The organism is Alteraurantiacibacter buctensis, assembly GCF_009827655.1.
Lineage (GTDB): Bacteria > Pseudomonadota > Alphaproteobacteria > Sphingomonadales > Sphingomonadaceae > Alteraurantiacibacter > Alteraurantiacibacter buctensis.
Genome location: NZ_WTYV01000005.1, coordinates 210,702 through 230,860, shown reverse-complemented (window position 1 = coordinate 230,860; position 20,159 = coordinate 210,702). Strand labels below are relative to the sequence as shown.

At 68.0% G+C, this 20,159-nt stretch carries 17 protein-coding genes; 6 read left to right on the top strand and 11 right to left on the bottom strand.

Annotated elements, in window-relative coordinates; translation table 11 throughout:
- Window positions 1-74: 74 nt before the first annotated feature.
- On the top strand, window positions 75-962 hold the full coding sequence (locus GRI99_RS13255; protein WP_160772522.1) for a DMT family transporter: 888 nt from the start codon (window positions 75-77) through the stop codon (window positions 960-962).
- On the top strand, window positions 959-1,858 hold the full coding sequence (locus GRI99_RS13250; RefSeq protein ID WP_160772521.1) for a DMT family transporter: 900 nt from the start codon (window positions 959-961) through the stop codon (window positions 1,856-1,858). Before GRI99_RS13255 ends, GRI99_RS13250 begins: the two co-directional genes overlap by 4 nt.
- On the opposite strand, the gene GRI99_RS13245 is transcribed toward GRI99_RS13250, so the two are convergent.
- The 8 genes from GRI99_RS13245 to GRI99_RS13210 all read right to left on the bottom strand — a co-directional run bounded on the left by GRI99_RS13245 (window position 1,846) and on the right by GRI99_RS13210 (window position 11,445).
- On the bottom strand, window positions 1,846-3,360 hold the full coding sequence (locus GRI99_RS13245) for an ArnT family glycosyltransferase (protein WP_160772520.1): 1,515 nt from the start codon (window positions 3,358-3,360) through the stop codon (window positions 1,846-1,848). The two genes, GRI99_RS13250 and GRI99_RS13245, sit on opposite strands and share 13 nt — an antisense overlap.
- Window positions 3,361-3,406: 46 nt before the next feature.
- Window positions 3,407-4,906 (bottom strand): ArnT family glycosyltransferase, encoded by a 1,500-nt coding sequence (locus tag GRI99_RS13240; protein ID WP_160772519.1) that lies wholly within the window; start codon window positions 4,904-4,906, stop codon window positions 3,407-3,409.
- Between the two features lie 80 nt (window positions 4,907-4,986).
- A complete protein-coding gene (locus GRI99_RS13235) occupies window positions 4,987-5,244 on the bottom strand; it encodes an ATP synthase F1 subunit epsilon (protein WP_160772518.1) in 258 nt (85 codons plus the stop codon).
- 5 nt (window positions 5,245-5,249) lie between these two features.
- On the bottom strand, window positions 5,250-6,707 hold the full coding sequence (gene atpD / locus GRI99_RS13230) for a F0F1 ATP synthase subunit beta (protein WP_160772517.1): 1,458 nt from the start codon (window positions 6,705-6,707) through the stop codon (window positions 5,250-5,252).
- Between the two features lie 25 nt (window positions 6,708-6,732).
- Window positions 6,733-7,602 carry a F0F1 ATP synthase subunit gamma gene (locus GRI99_RS13225; protein ID WP_160772516.1) on the bottom strand — a complete coding sequence of 290 codons (870 nt, stop codon included), beginning with the start codon at window positions 7,600-7,602 and terminating at the stop codon, window positions 6,733-6,735.
- A gap of 30 nt (window positions 7,603-7,632) precedes the next feature.
- Window positions 7,633-9,162, bottom strand: coding sequence for a F0F1 ATP synthase subunit alpha (atpA, locus tag GRI99_RS13220; RefSeq protein ID WP_160772515.1), 1,530 nt, complete (start codon window positions 9,160-9,162; stop codon window positions 7,633-7,635).
- Between the two features lie 22 nt (window positions 9,163-9,184).
- Entirely contained in the window at window positions 9,185-9,742 is a 558-nt protein-coding gene (locus tag GRI99_RS13215) for a F0F1 ATP synthase subunit delta (protein WP_160772624.1), read from the bottom strand.
- Between the two features lie 146 nt (window positions 9,743-9,888).
- On the bottom strand, window positions 9,889-11,445 hold the full coding sequence (locus GRI99_RS13210) for a S1 family peptidase (RefSeq protein WP_160772514.1): 1,557 nt from the start codon (window positions 11,443-11,445) through the stop codon (window positions 9,889-9,891).
- Window positions 11,446-11,524: 79 nt separating this feature from the next.
- Here GRI99_RS13210 and GRI99_RS18885 point away from each other — a divergent pair, with 79 nt between their 5' ends.
- Window positions 11,525-12,337, top strand: a complete 813-nt coding sequence (locus GRI99_RS18885; protein WP_202393090.1) for a bifunctional transcriptional activator/DNA repair enzyme AdaA — start codon at window positions 11,525-11,527, stop codon at window positions 12,335-12,337.
- A gap of 1 nt (window position 12,338) precedes the next feature.
- Here GRI99_RS18885 and GRI99_RS13200 read toward each other — a convergent pair whose 3' ends face one another.
- Window positions 12,339-13,895 (bottom strand): cryptochrome/photolyase family protein, encoded by a 1,557-nt coding sequence (locus tag GRI99_RS13200; RefSeq protein ID WP_160772512.1) that lies wholly within the window; start codon window positions 13,893-13,895, stop codon window positions 12,339-12,341.
- Window positions 13,896-13,916: 21 nt separating this feature from the next.
- On the bottom strand, window positions 13,917-16,082 hold the full coding sequence (locus GRI99_RS13195) for a primosomal protein N' (protein WP_160772511.1): 2,166 nt from the start codon (window positions 16,080-16,082) through the stop codon (window positions 13,917-13,919).
- A gap of 76 nt (window positions 16,083-16,158) precedes the next feature.
- Between GRI99_RS13195 and GRI99_RS13190 the strand changes: the two genes are divergently transcribed.
- Window positions 16,159-16,854 carry a DUF4197 domain-containing protein gene (locus GRI99_RS13190; protein WP_160772510.1) on the top strand — a complete coding sequence of 232 codons (696 nt, stop codon included), beginning with the start codon at window positions 16,159-16,161 and terminating at the stop codon, window positions 16,852-16,854.
- Between the two features lie 7 nt (window positions 16,855-16,861).
- Here the strand turns inward: GRI99_RS13190 and GRI99_RS13185 are convergent, their stop codons facing one another.
- Window positions 16,862-17,500, bottom strand: coding sequence for a DUF2490 domain-containing protein (locus tag GRI99_RS13185; RefSeq protein ID WP_160772509.1), 639 nt, complete (start codon window positions 17,498-17,500; stop codon window positions 16,862-16,864).
- Window positions 17,501-17,650: 150 nt separating this feature from the next.
- On the opposite strand from GRI99_RS13185, the gene GRI99_RS13180 reads away from it, so the two are divergent.
- Window positions 17,651-18,235 (top strand): invasion associated locus B family protein, encoded by a 585-nt coding sequence (locus GRI99_RS13180; RefSeq protein ID WP_160772508.1) that lies wholly within the window; start codon window positions 17,651-17,653, stop codon window positions 18,233-18,235.
- Between the two features lie 92 nt (window positions 18,236-18,327).
- Window positions 18,328-20,145 (top strand): cobaltochelatase subunit CobT, encoded by a 1,818-nt coding sequence (gene cobT / locus GRI99_RS13175; protein ID WP_160772507.1) that lies wholly within the window; start codon window positions 18,328-18,330, stop codon window positions 20,143-20,145.
- Window positions 20,146-20,159: the final 14 nt, after the last annotated feature.

Here is a 20,159-nt window from a genome sequence, read left to right as displayed (position 1 = left end):
GTCAGGCCCTTTGCAGAACGCTGGACATGCGCCTATGGCCCGTGCCGAGGGTTCAAGGAAGGATCGCCGGCCAGATGCAACAATCGGATCGCGCGGGGCTGCTGTTTGCCCTGGCCGGCTTCTGCACGCTGTCGATCGGCGATGCGATCATCAAGGGCATGGCGGGCGAATGGCCGGCCACGGCAATGGCCACCACCCGCTATTTCGTGGGCACCTGCCTGCTGGCCGTGCTGGTGGTGCGGCATGAAGGGGTGGCGGCGCTGGCCCTGCCGCGCGACAGGCTGCAATGGGTGCGCGGCGTGGCGATCAGTTGCTCGGCCCTGGGCATGTTCCTGGCCGTGTGGCTGATGCCGCTGGCCGAGGCGACGACCATCGCATTCACCCAGCCGATGATCACCGCCGTGCTGGCCATGATCTTCCTGAAGGAAAAGGCAAAGGCCGAGACCTGGATCGCCACGCTGCTGGCCTTCATCGGCGTGTTTATCGTACTGCGGCCCAATTTCGACAGCGCCGGGTGGGGCGTGCTGTTCCCCCTGTTGGGCGCCAGCGGCATGGCCGTGACGATCATCACCAACCGCAAGGTGAGCGGACGGGCCAGCGTGCTGGCCATGCAATATTACATGTCGGTCACCGCGCTGATCTTCCTGCTGGGGGCGACTGCCGTGGGCCACGTGAGCGGGGTGGAGCGGTTCCACGTTGGCGTGGCCGACTGGACCGTGGTGGCCCGCTGCGCTTTCATCGGCCTGACCGCGACGCTGGCCCAGTGGCTGATCTTCATGGGCACGATGCGCGCCGGCGCAGGCACCATTGCGCCGATGACCTATGGCCAGTTGCTGATGGCGACCGCGCTGGGCTGGTACTTCTTTGGCGACCGGCCCGATGCGATGGCCCTGCTGGGGGCGGCGATCATCATCGGTGCCGGCCTGTACCTGTGGCACGCCGCCCGCCGGCGGAAGGCATGACCCACGACGTCCGGGGCGGGCTGCTGGCGGCGCTGGCGGGGTTTGCCCTGTTCTCGCTGGGCGATGCAGTAACCAAGACGATGGCGGGCGTTTGGTCGCCCGTGGCGGTGGCCGCGCTGCGCTTCATCATGGGATCGCTGGTGCTGGGCACCATGCTGTGGCGCGCGGAGGGGCGGGCCGCCTTCCGCCCGCAGCGGCCGTGGTTGCAGGTGGCGCGCGGGGCGGCGCTGGCCACGGCCACCTGCGGGTTCTTCTGTGCGGTGTTCATCATGCCGCTGGCGACTGCCATCTCGATTGCCTTCGTGGCGCCGGCCTTCACCGCGCTGCTCAGCGGTCCCTTGCTGGGCGAGAATGTGCGCCCGGCCACCTGGGTTGCCATTGCGGTGGCCTTTGCCGGAGTGCTGGTCATCCTCCAGCCCAACGTGGTCACGCTGGGCTGGCCGGCCCTGCTGCCGCTGTTCACCGCGCTGGGGATGAGCCTGCTGGTGATCGCCAACCGCGCCTCGGCCGGTGCGGGCAGCGCGCTTTCCATGCAGTTCTTCGTGGCGGCGGGATCGGCCGTGCTGCTGTCCATCGCCGCGCTGGCAGGGGCCGTGAGCGGGCTGGAGTTTTTCCATGCCGGCTGGCCCGACTGGACCGTGGTGGCCCGCTGCGCCTTCGTGGCGGTGACCGGCACAACCGGCCATTGGCTGATCTATCATGGCACCACACGTGCAGGTGCGGCCACCGTGGCCCCGGCAACCTATGTCCAGCTCATCACCGCCAGCCTGTTGGGCTGGCTGGTGTTCGATAACGTGCCCACGCTGGCCACCGTCGGCGGGGCGCTGGTGATCATGCTGGCGGGCCTGATCCTGTGGTGGGACGGGCGGGCGCTGGCCTCCACTCAGGAACGATGATCGCGCAGGACCCATGCATGATAGGTCCGCTTGTGGATAGGGCGGGCGATCACGTGGACATAATCGGCCGCCAGCGCCTGTCGGATCAGGCGGTTGGTATCGGGGTCCTGCTCGGTCACGCGATCGTCGGCGGTGATGATGGCACCCGGCCTGCGGGCCAGCACACGCTGCAATTCGGCCACCCGGTCAAGGCCCAGGGCGTCGCGTTCCAGCAGGTTGTTCCAGTGGTCGGAATAGACAATCCGCGAAGGCAGGCAGCCCCCGGAAAGCCGCTGTAGTGCCATCGGGCCATCGAATATCAGCAGGCAGCGTGACCGGGCATCGACATGCGAACGGATCGCCAGCGCCATATCGTCCACCGCCTGGCGGCTGGCGCGGGCCTCGTCCAGACGCAGAGGAATGTTGAGCAGGACCAGACATGCCAGCAGCGCAAGCGGCAGTGGCAGCCAGCCCATCCGTGGCCGGCGATCGAGGAAGGGCAGCGCCAGCAGGATCGCCATCGGCACGAAGGCCGCATAGTAATAGAGGTAGAGCGTGCCCGGCAGGTAGATGCCGGCAAGGGCACTCAGGCCCCACAGCCCAACCAGCCGGTAATAGCCCCGGTCCTGCGGCGGGTTGAGGCGGAAGGCGGCGTAGATGCCGGCAAGGGCCAGCGTGGCCATGGGGGCCAGCGCGGACAGGTGTTCAGCCATGAAGCGCCCGCCGCCCGATGGTGCGCGGTCCATGCTGGAGGCGACGCTGGCGTACCAGTAGGCGTCGAAATGCCCGACTGCGGCGTAATAGCCCGTAACGAGCAGCGTCGGTGCCAGCCCGATCAGAGCATAGGCTGCCGCCCGCCCGGCCAGGCGGGGCAGGGGTTCGGCGCGGAAATGCCACAGGGCCAGCGCTCCCAGCAGCAGGCATTGCGGAGCCACGGTGAACTTCACCTGCAGGGCCAGCCCGCCAAAGGCCATGGCTGCCGCTGCGCGCACCTCGGCGTTCCCCCGATCCAGCCTGGTCACCAGCACGAAAGCGGCGATCACCAGTGGAATGAAGAAGTTTTCCGCCTGGCCGGAATAGGAGCCGTAGAGCGCGATCAGGGGCGGGTAGAGCATGGCTGCACCACAGGCCGTCAACCGGTCGGCCAGCGGCCGCGCGGCCAGGTAGACCAGCCATCCGCCGACCGCTGCGAACAGGCAGGCGAAAAGCTGGTAGGCCAGCGCATCGTCGCCCCCCAGCAGGTGGGCAAAGGCAAAGATCGCAAACAGGCCCACCGACTTGCGATCCCATATATCGACATAAAGCAGGTCACCCGCCAGCATCCGCTGGGCGACCAGCGAATAGAGCTGTTCGTCATAGCCGGCGGCCTGGTCGCCGAAGAAGGCGGCGCGCGAGACCAGGGTGGCAAGGGTGACCATGGCCATCACCACGGCGTGCCAGCGCCAGCCGTGCAGCCCTGTAGCGTCCGCCGCCGGATCGGCCGTGGCGGTAGTGGCAAGGGCTGCTGACGGGGCTCCGCTCATGCCCCCGGGTTTAGCGCAAGCGTGGTTAACCAATTGCCTCGCGCGATCAGCGCGGCGCCTGGTCCACCCGGCAGTCGCTCCACACATCGTACAGCCGCTGGCCATAGCGGTTGGGCAGGTTCCATGTTTTGACCGAGCCGCAATGGGCGCGCACCCAGGCATCGACCAGGGCAAAGGTCTCGGGGTTCTCGGAGCTGTGCCGCTCGGCGCGCACCAGCACGGTGGTGGGTTGCCAGGCCAGCACGCGACTCACTTCGCCGGCCGTGTCGAGGTGGCTGACATTGCGCTCCGGCATGGCTTCCAGGTGCAGCGGGAACAGCAGCGGCGTGGGCGGGTAGCTGCCGGTCATGCTGTAGAGCGCCACCGGCCCCTGGAACAGGAACAGCCGTGGTTCGGGCCGGTCGACGGCGATCTGCCCGGCCAGCCGGGTCATCGCCTGGCGCGATTCGATCCGTGTTGCGCGGTCGAACTGCGGCCCGAAGGACAGCATCACGGCCAGCCCCAGCAGGCCCAGCACCGGCCCCCAGGGTTCGCGCTGCAGGAACGGCGCTGCGCACAAGCTCAGCACCAGCACCACGGGGATGAGGTAGTGGTCGATGAAATTGGGGATCGCCACCAGGGCCGCCAGCGTGGCCGCCAGCCAGCCCAGCATGGCCCCGCGCGGCATGGTCTTGCCGTCATACTCGCGTGCCCGCGTCAGGCCCAGCACGGCGGGGACCAGCAGCGGCAGCAGCAGGAAGGCCATGGCAAAGACGCGGGTGGGGATATCGTTGCCCGCATCGTACTGCTTGGCGAGGTTCGACAGCACCATGGCGTGCCAGAACTCGGCGAAGTGCCCCAGGCCCGCATAGATTGCCGCGAAGGCCAGCATCGGCAGCGCGCCCGCTGCGGCATAGAAGCTGGCGGCCTTCGCCAGTTCTGCCGGGCGGGCACCCGCGCGCCAGTGCTGCCACAGCAGCAGCAGGCCCAGAAAGCCCCCGTCGAAGATCACCGTCTGCTTGAAGGTAATGGCAAGGCCACACAGCAGCATCGCCGCCAGCGAGGCGCGGGTGGGGCCGCGCGCCGGGGGGCGGGCCAGCACCAACCAGGCGGCGATGATGACCGGCAGGTTGAAATAGACCCCCGCCTGTCCCCCGCCGCCCATCACGCGCGGCAGCACGGCCAGGTACATGGTCCCCGCCAGCATGGCCCCGAGCCAGCCGGTGTGGCGGTGGGCGATCCGCGCGAGGACGAAAGCGGTCAGCGCGGCAAAGACCAGCGCCCCGATCTGGTAGGACAGCACCGAATCCGAAATGGCCGCGAACCCGGCAAACAGGGCGAACAACCCCGGGCCCTTGCGGTCCCACACGTCGACATAGGGAATGGCCCCGTCGAGCATCCTTTGCCCGATCAGGAAAAACAGCGTTTCGTCATCATGGTAGTTGGGGTCACCCAGCATGGTCCAGCGGGTGACCAGCGCAAACAGCAGGAACCACGCCAGTTGCACCGGCCAGGGTCCGAACCAGCGTTCGGCCAGCCGGGCCAGCGAGAAGTATTGTCCGCCCATACGAAAAATCCCCCGGTGCCGTGACACCAGGGGACTATCGCTGTGGGTGCGCCGGCAAAAGGGCGCCCGGGGAATTGTCCTCAGGCTTCGACGTGCTCGGCAAGCACGGTCAGGCCGTTCTCGCCCACTTCGGCAAAGCCGCCGCGCACCTGGATCGTCTCCGGCGCGGCGCCGGCAGTGCGGAACACCTGCACGGCACCATCGCGGATGGTGGACATGAAGGGCGCATGGCCCTCCAGCACGCCGAACTCGCCCTCGGTGCCGGGGACGACCACCATGTAGACGTCCTCGGACCGGACCAGCTTGGCCGGGGTGACAAGTTCGAAGTGCAGGGCCATCGTGCTTATGCCTCTTCGGCCAGCTTCTTGGCCTTGGCCACGGCTTCGTCGATCCCGCCAACCATGTAGAAGGCGGCTTCGGGCAGGTGGTCGTATTCGCCATCCACCACGGCCTTGAAGCTCTTCACGGTGTCTTCCACCTGCACGAACTTGCCCGGGATGTTGGTGAACACCTCGGCCACGTGGAACGGCTGGGACAGGAAGCGCTGGATCTTGCGGGCGCGAGCCACGGTCAGCTTATCTTCTTCGCTCAGCTCGTCCATGCCCAGAATGGCGATGATGTCCTGCAGGCTCTTGTACTTCTGCAGCGTCTCCTGGACGCGGCGGGCGGTGTCATAGTGCTCCTGGCCCACGACCGCCGGGGTCAGCACGCGGCTGGTCGAGTCCAGGGGGTCCACCGCCGGGTAGATGCCCAGCTCGGAAATCGCGCGGTTCAGCGTGGTGGTGGCGTCAAGGTGGGCAAACGAGGTGGCCGGCGCAGGGTCGGTCAAGTCGTCCGCGGGAACGTAGATCGCCTGCACCGAGGTGATCGAGCCCTTGGTGGTCGAGGTGATGCGTTCCTGAAGCGCGCCCATGTCGGTCGCCAGGGTGGGCTGGTAGCCCACGGCCGAAGGAATGCGGCCCAGCAGCGCCGACACTTCCGAACCGGCCTGGGTGAAGCGGAAGATGTTGTCCACGAAGAACAGCACGTCCTGGCCTTCCTGGTCGCGGAAGTATTCGGCCATGGTCAGGCCCGACAGGGCCACGCGGGCACGGGCGCCCGGCGGTTCGTTCATCTGGCCGAACACCAGGGCCACCTTCGACCCGTCGCTGGTGGCGTTGCCTTCGGCGTCCTTGGCGATAACGCCGGCGTCGAGGAACTCGTGATACAGGTCGTTGCCTTCGCGGGTGCGCTCACCCACGCCGGCGAACACCGACACGCCGCCGTGGCCCTTGGCGATGTTGTTGATCAGTTCCTGGATCAGCACGGTCTTGCCCACGCCGGCGCCGCCGAACAGGCCGATCTTGCCGCCGCGCGCATAGGGGGCCAGCAAGTCGATCACCTTGATGCCGGTGACCAGGATGGCCGCTTCGGTCGACTGGTCGACGAATTCGGGAGCCTTGGCGTGGATCGGGGCGACCTGGTCGGCACCGATCGGGCCACGCTCGTCGATCGGCTGGCCGATCACGTTCATGATGCGGCCCAGCGTCTTGGGGCCGACCGGCACCGAGATCTGCGCGCCGGTATTTACCACTTCCTGGCCGCGGGTCAGGCCTTCGGTTGCGTCCATGGCGATGGTGCGCACGGTGTTCTCGCCCAGGTGCTGGGCCACTTCCAGCACCAGCGTGTTGTCGCCGTTGCGGGTTTCCAGCGCGGTGAGAATTGCCGGCAGCTCGCCTTCGAAAGCGACGTCGACGACGGCGCCGATCACCTGGGCGATCGTGCCGTTGGGGCTCTGGTTAAGGACGGGGGCGGTGGCCATGTTCGTTTCCTTGCCTTGAATTCGGTTAGAGCGCTTCGGCGCCCGCGATAATTTCGATGAGTTCGGTGGTGATCGCGGCCTGACGGCTGCGGTTGTACTGGATGGTCAGCTTGTTGATCAGGTCACCGGCGTTGCGCGTGGCGTTGTCCATCGCGGTCATCGATGCGCCCTGTTCGCTGGCTTCCCGCTCCAGTAGCGCGCCGAAGACCTGGGTCTTCACATAGCGCGGCAGCAGTTCGGCCAGAATGGCTTCCTCGTCCGGCTCGTATTCCACCACGGCATCGGCGGCGGCCGACGTGGCAGGGGCGGGCACGGGGATCAGCTGCTGGGTCACCGGGTCCTGCGCCAGTGCGCTCTTGAACACCGGGGCGATCAGGTGCGCGACATCGAACATGCCGGCATCGAACAGTGCCACCAGCTCGGCAGCGATGGCTTCCGCCTCGGTAAAGCCGGGGGTGCGCACGTTGCCGGTGTCGAAGCCTTCGCCGGTCTTGCCGGGGAAGTCACGGCTCAGCGGCGCGCGGCCCTTCTTGCCGACGAGGTAGAACGAGACGTCCTTGCCCTGGGCTTCCAAGGCACGGGCCTGGTTGCGCGCTTCCTTGACGATGTTCGAGTTGAGACCGCCGCACAGGCCCTTGTCGGTGTTAACCACCACCAGCAGGTGGCGCTTGTCCGATCCGTTGCCGGCCAGCAGCTTGGGCGCGCTGTCACCGCTGACCTTGCCGGCCAGCGATGCCATCACCGCGCTCAGCCGCGTGGCATAGGGGCGCGCGGCTTCGGCCGCAGCCTGCGCCTTGCGCAGCTTTGCCGCCGCGACCATCTGCTTGGCCTTGGTGATCTTCTGGGTCGACTTGACCGAGTTGATCCGGCCCTTGAGTTCTTTCAGCGAGGCCATTTCGGCTCCCTAGTCAGGCTCTTGAAGGGCTCAGGCGAACTGCTTGGCGAAAGCGGTGAGAGCGGCCTTGGTCTTCTCCGCCACTTCGCCTTCGAACTTCTGCGAGTTGCGGATTTCGGCCAGGACTGCCCCGTGCTCGTTGCGCATGTAGCTGAGCATGGCCGCCTCGTACTCGTTCACCCGGTTGACCGGCACGGCGTCCAGGAAGCCGTTGGTGCCGGCATAGATCGACACGGTCTGTTCTTCGAACGGCATCGGGCTGAACTGCGGCTGCTTGAGCAGCTCGGTCAGGCGCGCGCCGCGATTGAGCAGCTTCTGCGTGGCGGCGTCGAGGTCCGAGCCGAACTGCGCGAATGCCGCCATTTCGCGGTACTGCGCCAGCTCCAGCTTGATCGAGCCGGACACCTTCTTCATCGCCTTGGTCTGCGCGGCACCGCCCACGCGGGACACCGAGAGGCCCACGTTGATGGCCGGGCGCACGCCCTGGTAGAACAGGCCGGTTTCGAGGAAGATCTGGCCGTCGGTGATCGAAATCACGTTGGTCGGGATGTAGGCCGACACGTCGCCCGCCTGGGTTTCGATAATCGGCAGCGCGGTGAGCGAGCCCGAGCCGTTCTCGTCGTTCAGCTTGGCGGCGCGCTCCAGCAGGCGGCTGTGCAGATAGAACACGTCACCCGGATAGGCTTCGCGGCCCGGCGGGCGGCGCAGCAGCAGCGACATCTGGCGATAGGCCACGGCCTGCTTGGAAAGGTCATCGTACACGATCACGGCGTGCATGCCGTTGTCGCGGAAGAACTCGCCCATCGCGGCGCCGGTGTAGGGCGCGAGATACTGCAGCGGAGCGGGCTCCGACGCGGTGGCGGCGACCACGATGGAATATTCCATCGCGCCGTTCTCTTCCAGCTGGCGCACGATCTGCGCCACGGTGGAGCGCTTCTGGCCCACGGCGACATAGATACAGTAGAGCTTCTTGCTCTCGTCGGTGCCGGCGTTGGCTTCCTTCTGGTTGATGAAGGTGTCGATCGCCACGGCGGTCTTGCCGGTCTGGCGGTCACCGATGATCAGTTCGCGCTGGCCACGGCCAACCGGCACCAGGGCGTCGATCGCCTTCAGGCCGGTCTGCACGGGCTCGGAGACCGACTGCCGCGGGATGATGCCCGGGGCCTTCTTTTCCACGCGGGTGCGGACCACGTCGGTCAGCGGGCCCTTGCCGTCGATCGGGTTGCCCAGCGCGTCGACCACGCGGCCCAGCAGGCCCTTGCCCACGGGCACGTCCACGATGGTGCCGGTGCGCTTTACGCTGTCGCCTTCCTTGATCTCGGCGTCGGAGCCGAAGATCACCACGCCGACGTTGTCGGCTTCCAGGTTCAGGGCCATGCCCTGCACACCGTTGGCGAATTCCACCATCTCGCCGGCCTGCACGCTGTCGAGGCCGTGGATACGGGCGATACCGTCACCCACCGACAGCACGGAGCCGACTTCGCTGACTTCGGCTTCGGTGCCGAAGTTGGCGATCTGGTCCTTGATGACCTTGGAGATTTCTGCGGCGCGGATTTCCATGTTCAGCCTTTCGGTTGCGCCCTCAGGCGCTCTTCATCGCTTGAGAGAGGGAATTGAGGCGGGTGCGGATCGAGCTGTCGATCCGCTTGGAGCCGATGGTGACGACCAGACCACCCAGCAGGGCGGGGTCCACCTTCGACTTGAGCTTGACGGTGCGGCCTTCGCGGGCGCGCAGGCGGGCTTCCAGATCGGTCATCTGCTGGGCGCTGAGCGGATGGGCGCTGGTCACCTCGGCAGCCACTTCACCGCGCTGGCCGGCGGCGATCATGGCGAATGCCCGGATGATCGCGGGCAGATCGCCCACGCGGCGGTTCTGCGCCAGCACGCCCAGGAAATTGCCGGTGAGCGGCGACAGCTTGAGGTGCGCGGCCAAGCCGGCCACCACGCGGCCCAGCTGGCTGCGCTTCACTTCCGGGTTGCGGATCAGCGCCCGCAGTTCAGCCGATTCGCGCAGCGCGGCTTCGAGATTCTCGAGATCGCCCTCCACGGCCGACACGGTGCCCGCCTCGCTTGCGAGGTCGAACAGGGCAGAGGCATAACGCCCTGCCAGACTTGCCTTGATACCGGCGGAAAGCTCCACGCGCGAAAGTCCCCTGGAAGGTTCGAAGACGATTGATGTCACTTGCCGACAATCGGACTCAAACGGGTTGGTCCGGGCAAGGTTGGCGCGCGCCTAGCAGGGTCATTCGCCGCTTGCAACCCGCCCGCAGGCCTTGAGCCGTGGACTCATTCGCCAGTGGCGGCAGAATCCTCGCTGCAGGTGTAGACCAGCCGTTCGTTGGGCCGGTCGGGCAGCATGGTCAGGATGGCCTGCTGCCGGTCACCCAGGTCGGTCGCGGCCGTGCCACCCGCATTGCAGGCCGGGGCCTGGAACTCGGCGCGCACTGAGCGCAATTCGTCCATTGCCGTGCGGTCCAGCAGGTAGCGCTCCACCACATATTCGCGCGCCTGCGGGTCATAGCGGTTAACCGAGACGGTATCCTCGTCTCCCGGCACGAACACCCGGCTCCATTCCCCGCCGGTGGCGCCATACTGGGTGCGGCCGTTGACGCAGCCGGCCTCGGTCCAGCGCAGGGGGAATTCCGCCACCGGTTCACCGATGATGCGGCTGCGGCCGGTATCGAGCGTGCAGGTGAGATTGCCCGCCGTGCTGGCGGGCTGGGGCAGCGGGCCGGTCTGCGGGCTGTCCATCTGTTCGCGCAGCCGTTCCTCCACCCGCTCCTGAATGTCGGCATAGGCGGGGCGGGTGAACCAGGCGATCAGCGCGGCGGCCAGCGCCATCAGGGCCACCGAACCGGCAAGCGCGCGGTGGCGCAGGTTCTGCTGGCGGTGGGCGTGGGCGGCATAGGCTCCGGCTGCCCCGGCGATCAGCAGCAGGATGAAAGCCGCGAACAGGCCGGCGGCCCGCTCGTCCAGCACCTCGAAGGCGACCTGCGCGCGGAGGTCGTCGCTCTGGCGGGCGGCTTCCTGCTCGGCCGCCTGCGCCTCGCGCTGGGCGGTGAGCATCTGCCGCTCGGCCCGCTGGCGCTCGGCTTCCTCCAGCTCGTCTAGGCTGCGGCAGGGGAGTGAATTCATCTGCGGGGTGATGCCGTTGGCGCGCAGGAAGGGCAGCAGTTCGCGCATGGTCACGGCAAAGAAGAACTCCGCCTCGGTCGCGTTGCTCTCTGCCCCGAACGAATTGACGCCCACCACCCGGCCGCACTGGTCCACCAGCGGGCCGCCGCTGTTGCCGCGCGCGATGGGGGCGGTGTGCAGCAGGGTGTCGAAATCGCGGCTGGGGCGGCGGCCGGACAGGAAGCCCTGGCTGGTCACCGGCGGTTGGGCGCGGAACAGGTCCTCCTCGCCCAGGCCCTGCGCCTGGTCCACGTTCATCGGATAGCCGATGGCGAGCACGGCGGTGGAGTTGGCCGGGGCATTGCCGGCAATGGTCAGCGGTGGCAGGCGCATGGGGTGCGTGGTGCGGACCAGCGCCAGGTCGTTACGCGGGGACACGGCGATTACCCGGCCATAGACCGCGTTGCCGCCGCTGGAGGGGACCAGGCCGATGGCAAGGTCAGGATCGTTCACGGCCTCGCTGACCACGTGGGCATTGGTGACGATGGTCTCGGCATCCACGGCAAAGCCCGATCCGTGGCTGACGGGATAGACCTCCTCGCCCTCGCCGCCGACCACGATCACCCGCACCACCCCGCGCGAGGCGGCGTCGATGTCACCCGGGTCGGCCAGGGCCGGGCCGCCGAGCAGGGCCAGCAGCAGGATTACAAGGCGCAGGAATGGCTTCATCGGGGGGCTTCTCCCAATTGCACCACGATTGTGCAAGATTCGAGAAGCAATCATGTTCCGCTTGCCTATGGATAAGGCCATGACCCAGGCATCTACCGATCTTGTCGCCCGCGCCGCCCGTCTGCTCGATGGCGAGGGCAAGGCCCCGTCCCTGGCCGAGCTGGCCGCCGCGCTCGGCTGTTCGCCCTTTCACCTGCAACGCCAGTTCACGCGCATAACGGGAATGTCGCCCGCCGCCTTTGCCCGCGCGCTGCGCGAGGAGCGGGCCGAGCGGGCGCTGGCCGGGGGCGGGCGGATCACCGATGCCATCTATGAGGCCGGCTATGAAAGCGCCGCGCGTTTCTATGCCGCCATGCGCAACCGCCTAGGCATGGCCCCGGCGGCCTGGCGCAAGGGCGGGGCAGGCGTCACCATCGGCTGGGACGTGGTGAGCAGTTCGCTGGGAAGTGTCCTGCTGGCGGCGACCGACAAGGGCCTGTGCCGCCTGGCTTTCAACGAGGACGAGGCCGGGCTGGCCGCCCGCTTCCCCCGGGCCCGGCTGGTGCGCGGCGGCCTGCCCGATGGCCTGGCGGACAAGGTGCTGGCGCGGATCGAGCAGGGGCCGGACGCGGCGGACATCCCGCTCGATACCGGCGGCACCCCGTTCCAGCATCGGGTGTGGGCGCAGCTCCGCGCCATCCCCCGGGGGGAGACCCGATCCTATGCCCAGATCGCCGCCGCCATCGGGCAGCCCACGGCCACGCGCGCGGTGGGCGGGGCCAACGGGGCCAACCCGGTGGCGGTAATCGTGCCCTGCCACCGCGTGATCGCGGCCGATGGCACGCTGGGCGGCTATGCCTGGGGCGAGGCGATCAAGCGCGAACTGCTGCGGCGCGAGGCGAATCCTTCCTGATTCATTCCCGCGCCCAGCCAGGCGCTGCAGGTTCCAGCCGGGCCAAGAGTGCTTCCGCGCTGGCGAGGTATTCGGCCTGCCTTTCCTCGCCCATCCGGTCCCAGGTGGCAAAGATCCGGCCGATCCGGGGATTGGCTTCCAGCAGGCGGCGGTTGGCCTGCATGAAGTGCCAGTAGAGCGCGTTAAAAGGGCAGGCATCCGGTCCTGTCTTCTGCGCCACGGAATAGCGGCACTTGCCGCAGTAATCGGACATGCGGTGGATATAGGCCCCGCTGGCGGCATAGGGCTTGGACGCCAGCGCGCCGCCATCGGCATAGAGCGCCATCGCCGCCACGTTGGGCAGTTCCACCCACTCGATGGCATCGGCATAGACGGTCAGGAACCAGTCCTGCACCGCGCGGGGGTCAATCCCGGCCAGCAGGGCGAAATTGCCCAGCACCATAAGCCGCTGGATGTGGTGGGCATGGGCATTGTCGCGGGTGGAGCGCACGCAATCGGCCAGGCAGCGCATGTCCGTATTGCCCGTCCACCAGAAGTCCGGCAGCGGGCGGGTGGCGTGCAGCTTGTTGGCATCGGCCAGGCCGGGCATGAAAGTCCAGTAGAAGCCGCGCACGTATTCGCGCCAGCCGATGATCTGGCGGATGAATCCCTCCACCGAGTTGAGCGGCGCGCGCCCGGCGTGGTATTCGGCCTGCGCCCGGCGGCACAGGTCCAGCGGGTCGAGCAGGCCAAGGTTCAGACTGGTGGACAGCAGCGAGTGGAACAGGTCGTCCTCGCCCGCCACCATGGCATCCTGATACTTGCCGAAATCGGGCAGGCGTTGTTCGAAGAAGGCGGCGGCGGCTGCCTCGGCCTCACCGCGCGTGACGGGCCAGGCAAAGCTGTCCAGCGTGCCGAAATGGCCGCCGAAGCGATCGCGAACCAGGGCGATCACCTCCTGCGTTACGGCATCGGGTGCAAAGTGCGGGCGGGGCGGGGCCTTCAGGCCCCTGGGCGGGCCGGCGCGGTTGTCATGGTCGAAGTTCCATTGCCCGCCGACCGGTTCGGCCCCGTCCATCAGCAGCCCGGTCTTGCGGCGCATTTCGCGATAGAAGAACTCCATCCGCAACTGCTTGCGCCCGTCCGCCCAGGCGCGGAATTCGGCCAGCGAGCAGACGAAGCGGTCGTCGGGCAGGATCTCCGCCGGGCAGGCGAGCTTGTCGCCCCATTCCTGCATCGCGGTGAGGACGCGCCACTCACCCGGCTCGACCACGCGGATCGCTCGCGGACAATGGCGCTCCACCGCGCGGGCCACCTCGCCGCTGAAGGTGCCGGCGTTGGCGGGATCGTCCAGCCGCACATAGTCGACCTGCCAGCCGTCCGCCGCCAGTTCTGCCGCGAAATGGCGCATGGCGGAGAAGAACAGCACCAGCTTCTGCTGATGATGGCGCACGTAGGTGGCTTCCTCAGCCACCTCCATCATCAGGACGATCGTGGTCCCCTTGTCGCACCCGCGCAGACTGGCGAGGGTGGGGGTGAGCTGGTCACCCAGTACAGGCACAAGGACAGGCGCGGTCATCCCCCGCTGTCCGCCTAACACTCAAACGAAGCTATACGGATCAATGTCCACCCCCACGCGCACGCCGCTGGGGAAGGTGAGGGGTTCCAGCCAGTCACGGATTACATCCTGCACCTTCGCGCTGCGCCGCGCGTTGAGCAGCAGGCGATAGCGATAGCGCCCGCGCAGCAGGCTCAGCGGGGCGGGGGCCGGGCCGATCACCTGCACATCGGCCAGCATCGGGCGGGTGGCGCCGATGCGGTTGGCTGCCTCGCGCGCCTCGGCATCGTCCTCGCTGGAGACGATGATCGCCGCCCACCGCCCGAACGGTGGCGCCCCGGCATCGCGGCGGGCTTCCGTCTCCGCAGTATAGAAGGCATCGCGATCCCCGGCGGCAAGTGCGGCGATTACCGGCTCTTGCGGATGGCGCGTCTGGATCAGCACCTCGCCCGGCTTGGCCCCGCGCCCGGCGCGCCCGGCCACCTGGGCCACCTGCTGGTAGGTCCGCTCCGCCGCGCGCAGGTCGCCGCCTTCCAGGCCAAGGTCCGCATCGACCACGCCCACCAGCGTCAGCTCCGGGAAATGGAAGCCCTTGGTGACCAGCTGGGTGCCCACGATCACGTCGATCGCGCCGCTTTCCGCCTCGGCAATGAACTGCGCCGCCTTGTCGGGCGAATTGACGGTGTCGGACGTGACCAGGGCCACCCGCGCATCGGGCATGATCGCCGCCACCTCGTCGGCAATCCGCTCCACCCCCGGGCCGCAGGCGACCAGGCAATCTTCCTCGTGGCATTCGGGGCAGGCACTGGGCGGCCGGGTTTCCAGCCCGCAGTGGTGGCAGGCGAGGCGCTGCGACAGGCGGTGCTCCACCAGCCAGGCGCTGCAATTGGGGCACTTGAAGCGATAGCCGCAGTGGCGGCACAGCGTCAGCGGGGCATAGCCGCGGCGGTTGAGGAACAGCAGGCTCTGCTCGCCCTTCGCCAGCCGGTCCTTCAGCGCGGCCACCAGTGGCGGGGCCAGCCAGTGCTGGCTGGGCGGCTTTTCCTGCGTCAGGTCCACGGTGCGGATGGCAGGCATCTGCGCGCCGCCGAAGCGGGCGGGCAGGTCCAGCTTGCGATAGACCCCCTGGTCGGCCATCGCCAGGCTTTCCAGCGCGGGTGTGGCGCTGGCCAGCACCACCGGGATGCCTTCGAACCGGGCGCGCATCACGGCCACGTCGCGCGCGTTGTAGCGCACCCCGTCGCCCTGCTTGAAACTCACCTCGTGCGCCTCGTCGACCACGATCAGGCCAAGGTTCGCATAGGGCAGGAACAGGGCGGAGCGCGCGCCCACCACCACCTGTGCCTCCCCGCTGGCAATGGCGCGAAAGGCGCGGCGGCGCTCGGTGCTTTTCAGGGCGGAATGCCACAGGATCGGGGCTGCGCCGAAGCGGTCGGCAAAGCGCTTCAGGAATGCCTCGGTCAGGGCGATTTCGGGCAGTAGCACCAGCACCTGGCGGCCCAGCCGCAACGCTTCGGCAATCGCCTCGCCGTAGACCTCGGTCTTGCCCGATCCGGTCACCCCGTCGAGCAGGAAGGGGGCATAGGCCGCCGCGCGCACCGCTGCCACCAGTTCGTCGACCACGGCGCGCTGCTCGGGGTTCAGGTTCGGAACGGCGAAATCGGGGCGGGCGGGGGGATAGGGCCGGTCGCAATCGACCTCAACCGGCTCCAGCACGCCCTGGTTCAAGAGGCCGCGCAGCACCCCTTCGGACACGCCGGCAATTCCCGCCAGTTCGCGGATCGTCGCCTGCTCGCCCTCCAGCGCCTCCATCGCGGCCTGGCGCTGCGCGGTCAAGCGTTCGGGCAGGCCGCCGGACAGGCGGTATTCGGTGATGGTGGAAGGACCACGCAGCGCGCCGCCGCTGGCGATCACCATGCGGGCAATGGCGGCCAGCGGGGCCACGTAATAGTCCGCCGTCCACTCAATCAACCGGCGCAGTTCGGCCTTCAGCGGCGGCACCGGCAGCACGCCCAGCAGCGGGCGCAACCGCTCATCGGGCACCGAAGTGCCGGGCAGGCGTTCCTCCTCCCAGACGATGCCGACCACCTGGCGCGGGCCCAGCGGGGCCAGCACCACGGAACCCGCGACCACTTCCATCCCTGCGGGGACGCGGTAGTCTAGCGGGCCGAGGGCGGCATTGAGGACAAGCAGGCGGACGCGGTTCATGGTCTGGCCAGATATGGGCGGCCACACCCCGTAGCTGCAACCCTGCCTGACGATTGATGTGGGGAAGGAGACGAGAATGACTGCTTTGCATGAGCGCGCACTTGATCGCCGCAAGCTGATTGGCACCATGCTGGTGGGCGGCGCGGTGCTGACCCTGCCGGCTTGCGCCACCACCGGGCGCTGGAGCCTGGTCGATGCCATCCGCGAACTGCTGTACCTGTCTTCCACTCGCGCCTTTGCCCGCCTGACCGCCGATGGCGGCTATTGGGACCAGAGTGTGGGCGTGCTGGGGCTGGAAGGCTTCCTGGGTAGCCGCGGCGGGGTGCTGGCCAATATCCTCACCTCGCAACTGATGAAGGGGCGGCTGGAACGGGCGTTCGCCGACGTGGCCGAGGACGCATCGGACCGCGCTGCGCCGCTGGTGGCCGATGCCGTACGGGTGATCGGCTTCCAGAACGCCATTGACCTGGTGCGCGGCGGACCCACGGCGGCCACCGCCTTCCTGCGCCAGGAAATGGGCAATGCCCTGGTCGAAGCCATGGTCCCCGAGGTGGGCGAGGCCATGCGGCTGGCGCAGGACCCGCTGATCGGCCAGCTCCTGTCGGCCCTGACCGGGGTGGACGTGGGTTTCGTGGCCAACAGCTTCTCCACCAGGGTCAACGACGTGATCTGGCAGGAGATCGGCTTCGAGGAAGCGGCCATCCGCCGCGATCCGCGCAGCACCAACGATCCGTTGCTGATCGGCGTGTTCGGAGCGGCGGCGCAGCTTTAGGCCGGCTTCACCGCAAGGTCAGGCGAATCTGCGGCACGTGGCTCAGCCGGTCACGCGCCCCGGCGCGCGGGCTGTAAATCGCCAGGTAGGCCAGGCCGATCTCGGCCCGGGGTGACAGGCGATAGTTCGCGCCTGCGGTGGCCCGCCAGCTATCGACGCGCACCGATCCGGTGCGGCTTTCGGCCCGGGCGATGTACAGCAATTCGCCGTTGGCGACGCCGTTCAGGCCTTGCGCCAGCGGCACGGTCAGCTGCACGCGCTGGCGCAGCCTGATCTGCGCGCGGTCGGCCCCGGCGAAGAAGCGTTCCTCAACCCGGCTGCGCAACTGCAGCGGTCCGTGGGAGAACTGGAGCTGCTGGTGCGGGCGAAACTCGTGCCCGCCGGCCTGTTCTACCCAGCTTGCCCCGCCGCCAAGCTGCACACCTTGGGCAACCTGCCAGTCGACCGATCCGCGCGCCAGCACCTGGTCCGCGCCCTCGCGCAGGCGCGGCGAAAGCTCCAGCGTGGCGGTAACGTCTTCTGCCATGGGGACCACGCCGTTGAGGAACAGCCAAACCTGCGTGTCCTCGGCCGCGGCGCGGGCCGGGGCAGGGAGCATAAGCAGGCTGGCCAGCGCGGCGAGGGCGCTCGGGAAATGCGGGTTCATCGGTTGTCCGGTAGAATTGCGGGGCCGCCCTAAAGGAATGCGCCTGGCGACGGAAGCCCGCGTGACAAATGCCGTCATCTGCGCCCGTCGGCTTTACGTCGGGGCGGCGGGTGGAATAGACAGTTCGCGATCCTTTGGGGTGATTTTGCCATGAAGCGCCTGCCAGCCACGATTGCCGTTGCCGCAACCCTGCTGGGCGCCACGCCTGCCCTGGCGCAGGACGCGACCGCCGCGCCCATTGCTGCCGACTTCAAGCTTGAGTCGGTTGAAGAAGATGACGGCGACTGGGGCATCACCGAATTCCTGGTGACACAGCAGGCGGCCCAGCAGGAGGCTTGCGGATCTGCCAGCGACCTGCTGGCTGCCCAATCGACGACGCAGCCCCGTTATGACGAGAACGGGGCGCTTGTCCGCCAGGAGCCCTCGGCAGCCTGCGCGCCCTCGGGCAGCCGCTATGGCAGCCTGGCCCGGTGGGCAGCGGCAGAGCAGGAGCGGCGGGCCGCGCAACAGCGCAATTCCGCCACCGGCTTCCTGCGCGAACCGGAGTGCACCGAAAGCGCCACTGGCTATACCTGCGCCTCGTCCGGCCAGTCAGGACGGACCACCTACCAGCGCGAGGTCCGCTGCGAGGAGACACCGACCGGCCGCACCTGTTCCAGCAGCGGCAGCATCGGCACCTCGTCCGGCGCTGCCAATGCCGCGCGCGAGGCGGTGGAGCGCATGTTGGACGACTGATTGTCGCCGGGCCTAAGGAAGGGGTTGGAAAAGCGGCGCGGCGCTCTCTATGGATCGCTGACCGGTCCCCCTGAAGTCTGCAAAGCCATTCCATGTCCGTTGAAAGCCCCCTCGACCGTTTCAAGCTGGCCCTGACCGGGGCCGCGCGCGCCATCGGCCGCGATGCCGAGAGCGAAGTGGTGTGGACGTCCGACGCGCCGGTGCTGGCGGGCAAGACCCTGCGCGTGCCCATGCCGCCGCGCACCCTTCCGGCCGACCAGGTGGCCGAAGCGCGCGGCTTTGCCGACAGCTTTGCCCTGCGCCAGCGGCATCACAACCTGGCGCTGCACACCCGCAATGCGCCTGCCGAACCCTCGGCCCGCGCCTGTTATGACGCGGTGGAGCAGGTCCGCTACGAGGCGCTGGGGGCCAACAGCTACGGCGGGATGCGCGCCAACCTGTCCGCTGCCCACAACGTGCGGGTGGCTTCCGATCCGATCACCCGCGCGGCCAATGCCGAGGACGTGCCGCTGCAATCGGCCCTGGCCCTGCTGTTGCGTGAAAAGCTGACCGGCCAGCCGATTCCCGCCAATGCCGCCGCCGGGGTGGACTTGGTGCGCGGCTGGATCGAGGACAAGGCGGCGGGCGACTTCGAGCGGCTGGCCCAGTCGCTGGATGACCAGAAGGCGTTCCAGTCCCTCAGCCTCGACATGCTGCGCCACCTGGAACTGGTCCAGGCCGAGGAAGCCCCCGACGACGAGCCTGAAAGCGGCGAGGACGAGGACGGCAAGGACGAGACGCCCGACGACGACAGCGACGACAAGACCGGCGACGACGGCAACCAGATGCAGGTGGCCGCCGACGCGCAGGACGGCGAGGGCGAGGACGGCGAGCAGCAGGAAATCGGCTCCGAACAGGAAGCTGCCGATGGCGAACCGGGCGACGAGGGCGAGGAGGGCATGATGCCCGTGCGCCCCAACCGCCCGTGGACCGACCTGCCCGATACCTTCGACTACAAGGTGTTCACCACCGCGTTCGACGAAGTGGTCGAAGCGCAGGACCTGTGCGACTACGAGGAACTGGACCGGCTGCGGGCCTATCTCGACAGCCAGCTGGCGGGGCTGGCCGGGATCGTCACCCGGCTGGCCAACCGCCTGCAACGCCGCCTGATGGCGCAGCAGAACCGCAGCTGGGACTTCGACCAGGAGGAAGGCCTGCTGGATGCCGCGCGCCTCGCCCGGGTGATCGTCAGCCCCGGCCACTCGCTGTCCTACAAGGTGGAGCACGAGCAGGAGTTCAAGGACACCGTCGTCACCCTGTTGATCGACAATTCCGGATCGATGCGGGGCCGCCCCATCTCCATCGCCGCAATCAGTGCCGATATCCTGGCACGCACGCTGGAGCGGTGCGGGGTGAAGGTGGAGATCCTGGGCTTCACCACCCGCGCGTGGAAGGGCGGGCAAAGCCGCGAACGGTGGCTGGCCGATGGCAAGCAGCCCAACCCCGGCCGACTGAACGACCTGCGCCACATCATCTACAAGAAGGCCGACGAGCCGATGCGCCGCGCGCGCAAGAACCTGGGCCTGATGATGCGCGAGGGGCTGCTGAAGGAGAACATCGACGGTGAGGCCCTGCTGTGGGCCCACGAACGCCTGCTGATGCGGCCAGAGGACCGGCGCATCCTGATGGTCATCTCAGACGGCGCGCCGGTGGACGATTCTACCCTGTCCGTGAACAATGCCGGCTACCTGGAAACGCACCTGAGGAAGGTGATCGACTGGATCGAGCGGCAGAGCCCAGTGCAACTCGTCGCCATCGGCATCGGCCATGACGTGACCCGTTACTATAAGCGCGCAGTAACGATTATGGACGTAGAGCAACTGGGCGGCACGATCATCGAGCAGCTTGCCGACCTGTTCGAGGTGGATTGACCGCTCCGAGGAGC